6 protein-coding genes and 1 tRNA gene are annotated in these 6513 nt (G+C 55.6%); 5 read left to right on the top strand and 2 right to left on the bottom strand.

Annotated elements, in window-relative coordinates; translation table 11 throughout:
- Nucleotides 1-448 precede the first annotated feature (448 nt).
- The 4 genes from AC2FLP_RS09290 (at nucleotide 449) to AC2FLP_RS09275 (ending at nucleotide 3489) form a co-directional block, all read left to right on the top strand.
- Entirely contained in the window at nucleotides 449-1336 is an 888-nt protein-coding gene (locus AC2FLP_RS09290; RefSeq protein ID WP_496682768.1) for a LysR family transcriptional regulator, read from the top strand.
- Between the two features lie 106 nt (nucleotides 1337-1442).
- Complete coding sequence (wrbA, locus tag AC2FLP_RS09285) at nucleotides 1443-2066, top strand: NAD(P)H:quinone oxidoreductase (protein ID WP_496682771.1); 624 nt, start codon at nucleotides 1443-1445, stop codon at nucleotides 2064-2066.
- Between the two features lie 58 nt (nucleotides 2067-2124).
- Nucleotides 2125-3021, top strand: coding sequence for an EamA family transporter (locus AC2FLP_RS09280; RefSeq protein WP_496682774.1), 897 nt, complete (start codon nucleotides 2125-2127; stop codon nucleotides 3019-3021).
- A gap of 48 nt (nucleotides 3022-3069) precedes the next feature.
- The gene (locus tag AC2FLP_RS09275; RefSeq protein ID WP_496682776.1) at nucleotides 3070-3489 is read left to right on the top strand and encodes a tyrosine-type recombinase/integrase; all 420 of its coding nucleotides are present in this window, start codon (nucleotides 3070-3072) and stop codon (nucleotides 3487-3489) included.
- 71 nt (nucleotides 3490-3560) lie between these two features.
- Here AC2FLP_RS09275 and AC2FLP_RS09270 read toward each other — a convergent pair.
- Together AC2FLP_RS09270 and AC2FLP_RS09265 are read right to left on the bottom strand one after the other, a co-directional pair.
- Nucleotides 3561-3637 (bottom strand) — tRNA-Pro (locus AC2FLP_RS09270).
- A gap of 119 nt (nucleotides 3638-3756) precedes the next feature.
- Nucleotides 3757-4872, bottom strand: a complete 1116-nt coding sequence (locus AC2FLP_RS09265; protein WP_496682779.1) for a THUMP domain-containing class I SAM-dependent RNA methyltransferase — start codon at nucleotides 4870-4872, stop codon at nucleotides 3757-3759.
- Between the two features lie 297 nt (nucleotides 4873-5169).
- Between AC2FLP_RS09265 and AC2FLP_RS09260 the strand changes: the two genes are divergently transcribed.
- Nucleotides 5170-6513 (top strand): Na(+)-translocating NADH-quinone reductase subunit A, encoded by a 1344-nt coding sequence (locus tag AC2FLP_RS09260; protein WP_496682782.1) that lies wholly within the window; start codon nucleotides 5170-5172, stop codon nucleotides 6511-6513.

Genomic DNA, 6513 nt, shown 5'->3' with positions numbered 1-6513 from the left:
TAAACTCAAACAGAAATCGAACCAGAGCCTCCGTTACGAAAACGCCTCAGCTCTCCGAAAAACTCTGAAGACGGACAGAGAGTAGCTTCATTGAACCCTTGAGGCGTCGTTCCGCATCTTTTGCAATCGCCATGAGTCTTTCCTGTTGAGTTGGCTCACTAACAGCGTCGCTAACCGGTATCGGTCTGCTCTCGACAGGGCGATCCGACTTTTCATTTTTCGACCGGTTTGGAACGTTTTTCGGTGTATGCGGATTCTTAGATTTTGCCATTGCCTGTAACTCCTAGCCTCATCGAAAATAGAGCGATGTTTGTTTTCTGGCAACCGCCCGGAGATCAACACCAGCAACACAGGCGTGTCGCCCCTTCGCACCAGTCTCGCGGTAGTATAACTTGCAGTTCGTTACGCCCAACTGGGCGGGTCAAAAAAACTGCTCGGGGGCCAGGAGTTGGACAAACTGTCAGTGATGCAAGCTTTTCGCCGTATCGTTGAACGCGGTAGTTTTGCCCGTGCGGCAGAAGACCTTGGTGTTTCTCCCGCGCTTCTCAGCAGAGAAATCAAGCTTCTGGAAGAAAGTCTGGGAACCGTCCTCCTCACCAGAACGACCCGATCTATGTCACTGACTGACACCGGCAGTCTCTATTACCAAGATGCAATTGGAATACTCGACGCCGTCGAAAAAACGGAACAGACCATCAGGGAAGGTGCAAAAGCGATGCGTGGGCACCTTCGGGTGAATGCGTCAAGTTCCTTCGGCCAAACCGTTATCGCACCGATGCTTCCTGATTTTTTGGAAACCTATCCCGATTTGCGATTTACGCTTTCGATGGACGACAAGGTGATCGATATGGTCGAGGGCGGGTTCGATCTATCGATACGTATCCGTGCTGCCATGCCGGATTCGGCACTTGTTGCCCGACGGATCGGCGTGATGCGGCAAAGAATATTTGCGTCTCCAGACTATTTGGAGCGATGCGGGACACCGACCCAGCCGGCGGATCTGAAAACCCACGCAATCATCGGCTTTTTGCTTGCTGATCATTTGACGAGTTGGAAGCTCTCGGCCGCCGACGGCGTCACATCATTGGAACTTGATCCGCGTGTGAGGGTTGGAAACAGCCTCGTTTTGCGTGATCTGCTGATAGCGGGGCAGGGTATTGGAACTCTGCCCGAGTTCGTTTCTGATGCTCCTGAAGCCAGCGGAGCCTTGGTGAGAGTTCTTCCTGACCACGAACTGCCCGCGCCGGAAGTATTCGCCGTTACGGCATCTCGCTTGGGAATGGACGCCAAGGTCACAGCCTTTCTTGATCATCTGCGCCTGGCTCTCAGATCGTGACATTGTTCAATACAGGTAAAGAGTGATGTCAAAGAGCGCGACTTAATTGGCGGCGCAACAAATTCCATTCTCTCAGGGAACAAGTCACAGCCCTGAGAGGTATCCTATGTCACGTATTCTCGTTCTCTACTATTCAAGCTATGGCCACGTCCGCACATTGGCCGATGCCGAAGCTGAAGGCGCCAGAAGTGTTCCCGGCACCGAAGTTGACGTTCGGCGTGTGCCCGAAACCGTCCCTGAAGAAGTCCGCCAGCAGGCCGGCTATGTCGATGATGATAATATTGTCGCCTTGCCGGCAGATCTGGAAAACTATGACGCAATAATTTTAGGAACACCGACCCGATTTGGCATGATGGCTGGCCAAATGAAGTCCTTCCTCGATCAGGCTGGCGGGCTTTGGGCCAGGGATGCGCTGGTTGGTAAGATTGGTGCGGTCTTTGCGTCTACGGGTTCGCAACATGGCGGGCACGAGGCAACCCTTCTGACAACGCAAGTCCCGCTTCAACACTTTGGGATGCTGATTGCCGGAATGCCCTACACATTTGCTGGCCAGACTACATCAGAAGAAATCATTGGCGGCGCACCGTATGGTGCCGGAACGATCGCTGGTGCTGATGGTTCCCGCTCGCCTACCGAAACTGACCTGGCAGGAGCGCGGTTCCAGGGTGCTCATGTTGCAAGGATTGCAGCGTGCCTCGCTGGATCAAACCTGCAAGCGGAAGCAGCGTAACCCGCGCGCCTCTGACGTCTCACTCAAATTCTCAAACGCCTCAGCCGGGAGACATACAATGTCACGCTCAACCGATATTCTTCTCACTTCACTCGCCCCAGCGGTATGGGGAAGCACTTATCTGGTAACTACGGAAGCGCTCCCGGCTGGCTATCCGATTACCCTGGCTGCGTTACGAGCTCTGCCAGCTGGCTTGTTGTTGCTTGCAGTGACGCGCTGCGTTCCACCACGCGAATGGCTCGGTCGAACTTTCGTCTTAGGCAGCCTCAATTTCGCTCTGTTCTGGGTGCTCCTCTTCGTTGCTGCCTATCGGTTACCTGGTGGTGTGGCAGCCACCCTGGGATCGTTGCAAGCAATGATCGTGATTTTGATGGCGTGGGGATGGCTGGGAACCCCAATCCGACTTGGTGCACTTGGCGCCGCCACGACTGGCGTAATGGGTGTTTCCCTGCTGCTGATCGGACCAGAAGCACAACTTGATTGGATCGGTATAGCAGCAGGTTTGGGAGGAGCCGCGTCAATGGCTGCTGGCACTGTTCTCAGCCGGAAATGGCAACCTCCGGTCTCGGCGCTTAGTTTCACAGCGTGGCAATTAACAGCCGGTGGTTTGATACTGCTGCCAGTCGCACTGTTTCTTGAGCCGCCTCTCCCTGCGCTCAGCGCGACAAATGCCGCTGGCCTTATTTGGCTTGGGTTGATTGGTGCTGCAGCAACCTATGCTCTTTGGTTTCGTGGCATAGCGCGCCTGGACCCCAGTGCAGTCTCGATGCTCGGCATGATGAGTCCTGTTACAGCTGTCGTGCTCGGCTGGGTATACTTGGGACAAACGCTTAGCCTCACTCAGTCTACAGGAGCAGCCATAGTTATTGGTTCTGTTGTGGTTGGCCAGAGCGTGAGTCGAAGGGACAATTCGGGTTTAAAAAAATGGAGACCAGCAACAGCTGGATCTGCTTGATGGGTTTGAGTTGCGAACAATGGGCCCGATCACGCAAGTGGGCGAGGAATGGCTCAGCGCCTCGCTCAAGCCCGTTCGCCAGATCCCTGGAATATCGAAGTCCTAGGTTTCCCCACGCATGATAAAGGGGATGCGTTCTGGCGCCGCAGTATCCGGACGGTCCAAACCTGCTCTAGTAATGGTCACATTGAAGCCGCTTTGTCCGATTATGTCGTTGAATGGGCAGGTGGACCTGTGAAGTCGAGTAAGAAGGGATTCAAGGCAGCAGCAGTCGCGGCGGGCCTGCCTGATGTGTCACCACATGTGCTGCGGCACACAGCTGCGGTTCATATGGCGGAGGCAGGCACTCCGATGGATGAGATCGCTCAGTTTCTCGGTCATTCAGACTCTCGGATCACCGCGTCTGTTTATGCACGCTATAGCCCCGAGCACCTACGTAAAGCTGCCAATGCGTTGGAGTTCGACTAATGCTCAGGTTCAATGAACCTCGGGTCACTGTCTTAAAAACAACAACGGCGCCCTCAGGCGCCTTTTTTTATTGGTCGGAGTGAGAGGATTCGAACCTCCGACCCCTGCCTCCCGAAGACAGTGCTCTACCAGGCTGAGCTACACTCCGACCGTGGCGGGTGATCTATACTCGGTGCTGCTGATGCGCAAGAGGTTTTTGTAATGGGGACACCCGGATCACTCGGTCTCAAAAATCGAAAAGAATTTGGGCGGAACCCGATTCGGCAATCACGACAAGGGATCGGTTTTGTACAGGCGAATTTTGGTTCCTCCATGGTCCACTACCGGTCCTGGTGCCAGCAATGGCAGGCGTGTGGCCCGAGCAAGCCCGGGGGCGCTGGTGATTACGCCTACGCGCCATCCCCTGAACCGGTTCATCAGGGTTTTTCCCATGGCACCATAGACTGAACGCAAGCGTTTTTCGTCACCAATTCGCGCTCCATATGGCGGGTTGACAATGACCAGCCCCGAAGGACCCTCGGGTGGTTTGATGTCGCTGACGGAATGCTGTCGAAACCGTGTCCAAGCACCGACTTGTGCCCTTTCAGCATTGGCGGTCGCAGCATCAATTGCGCCGGTGTTGCGATCCGAGCCGTAGAAGGTAAGGGCACAGTCTGCCGTATTCGTTTCCCTTCGCATCTTTTGCCACTGATCAGGATCAAAACCCGCCAGTTCTTCGAATGCAAAACTACGGGAGCGGCCAGGACGCAGACCCAGAGCGATCTCGGCGGCCTCGATCGCGAATGTGCCTGACCCGCACATCGGGTCCAGTACGGGTTCGTCGCCCGAGTAGCCGCACTCTCTCAGGAACATTGCGGCCATTGTTTCTCGCATCGGAGCCTTGGCAATGGCTTCCTTGTGGCCGCGCTTGTGCAATAGCTCGCCAGAACTGTCGACGGAGATCGTGCAAATGTCTTTCTCGATTCGGAGCAAGACCCGAAGCCCTGCGTCGGATGAAATCGGAGCGCCCAATGTTTCGGATATTGCCCGCTCGATCCTCTGACGCGCTGCACCCGCATGATAAATTCTGGATTTGCGGCTGGTGGCCTCCACCTTGATCGGCACGTCAGGACGCAAGACATCACCCCAAGGGAATTTGCGTGCACGTTTGTCCAATTGGGCAAGATGCACAGCGGGGAAACTGCCGAGTCGCACCAGAACCTTGTTGGCGCCTCGCAGCATCAGGTTGGCACGCCAGACCTCGGGCCACGACCCCCGGCATGACACGCCACCTGGTACGGTTCTGACCCCTGCGAATCCGTTCGATTGCGCCTCGTCACCGAGAGGTGCTTCAAGGCCTGGGGTGGCAACCAGAAAGATTTCCAAATCTGTGTCTTTTTCCATTCCGGTTGCTTACACTGGAACTTGGGTGGGCGCGACATACAATTGTATGCTTCGGATTCGGTAGGTTTGATCGGTAAATTGCAGGATTGTGTGGTTCATTCTTAACTTTTGGCGGTAACAGGTTTGCGTTTGTGAACTTCCCCGCGTAAAGGGTCCTTGATCGGAAATACGCCTGCGGATTTTGGACCGTTTTCGACGCTTTTGCGACGGAGGTTCGAGAAAACCGCGCTATTGCATGACCCCGAAAGGGCGTTGGCAGAGCTGGCGCAGAAAAGAGGCTTGGAAGAACGTAGCAACATGCAAACTTTCAAACTGAAAAAAGGGCTGGATCTGCCAGTGGCAGGCGCTCCTGACCAGACCATTCACCCGGGCCCGGAATACTCGACCGTAGGCGTCTTGGGCGGTGACTACATCGGCCTGAAACCCAAGATGCTTGTGCAGGAAGGCGACAGTGTTGCACGTGGCGCGCCGCTGTTTTGTCACAAGGATGCACCTGACGCGATGATGGTCGCACCGGTCAGTGGCAGGGTCGTCGCGATCAACCGTGGTGCCCGCCGGGTGCTGCAAAGCGTTGTGATCGAAGTGTCCGACGTCAATGACGCTGGTATGGATTTCTCGGGCGTAGGGGATGCTGAAAGCGCTGAAGGCGTGACCGCCAAACTGTGCGCCGCCGGTCTGTGGACGTCGTTCCGTACGCGGCCCTATTCAAAAATGCCGGAGCCCGGCGTCAAACCGGATGCAATTTTTGTCACCGCAATGGATAGTGATCCGCTGGCTGCGGATGTTGCCTTGATCCTTGCGGAGGCACCGGAAGCATTTGCTGCCGGGTTGGCCGCGGTCAGCACGCTGACCGAGGGTAAAACCCATCTTTGCCAAAAGGAAGGCGACGCAATACCCGGCACAGATGTCGCCGGTGTCGAAACTGCATCTTTCGAAGGCCCGCATCCATCAGGGCTGGCTGGAACGCATATTCACTTCCTCGAACCTCTTGCAGGTGACAAGCAGGTCTGGACCATCGGGTATCAGGACGTCATCGCCATTGGCCGCTTGATGCTGACCGGCCATCTGGATCCGAATATAGTGATTGCTTTGACGGGGCCCGGTGCGCGTCAACCGCGTTTGATCCGTACAGTGATGGGCGCATCAACTGACGATCTGACCCGCGACGAAGTCAATTTGGACGGCACACCTCGGATCATTTCGGGTTCGATCCTGTCGGGCCGACACGCTGATGGCCCGACAGCTTATCTGGGCCGGTTTGCACGTCAGATCAGCATTATCCGTGAAGACCCCGATCAAATCCCATTGGGCTGGATTCGTCCGATGCCGTCGAAATACTCGGTCCAGCCTGTATTGGGTTCTGCATTTGCCAAGAAGCTGTATGCGTTCACATCCAACCTGAACGGCGGTCGTCGCGCCATGGTGCCGACAGGTGTTTTCGAAGAACTGATGCCGCAGGACTATCTGCCCACTCAATTGCTGCGGGCACTGCTTGTAATGGATACGGACACGGCCCAGTCTCTGGGCGCGCTGGAGCTGGATGAAGAAGATCTCGGTCTTGTGGGCTTCGCCTGTCCTGCGAAATATGAATACGGGCTGGCGCTACGCGATTGCCTGGCCAAGATTGAAAAGGAGGGCTGA

This window comes from Ruegeria sp. CDSA141, assembly GCF_059612005.1.
This window is presented reverse-complemented; position numbering and strand designations above follow the sequence as displayed.

What these genes read in the sequence shown, in the direction of transcription:
- AC2FLP_RS09275 (WP_496682776.1), top strand. Translation starts at nt 3,070, where the DNA reads ATGGCTCAGCGCCTCGCTCAAGCCCGTTCGCCAGATCCCTGGAATATC.
- AC2FLP_RS09260 (WP_496682782.1), top strand. Translation starts at nt 5,170, where the DNA reads ATGCAAACTTTCAAACTGAAAAAAGGGCTGGATCTGCCAGTGGCAGGC.
- wrbA (WP_496682771.1), top strand. Translation starts at nt 1,443, where the DNA reads ATGTCACGTATTCTCGTTCTCTACTATTCAAGCTATGGCCACGTCCGC.
- AC2FLP_RS09280 (WP_496682774.1), top strand. Translation starts at nt 2,125, where the DNA reads ATGTCACGCTCAACCGATATTCTTCTCACTTCACTCGCCCCAGCGGTA.
- AC2FLP_RS09265 (WP_496682779.1), bottom strand. Translation starts at nt 4,872, where the DNA reads ATGGAAAAAGACACAGATTTGGAAATCTTTCTGGTTGCCACCCCAGGC.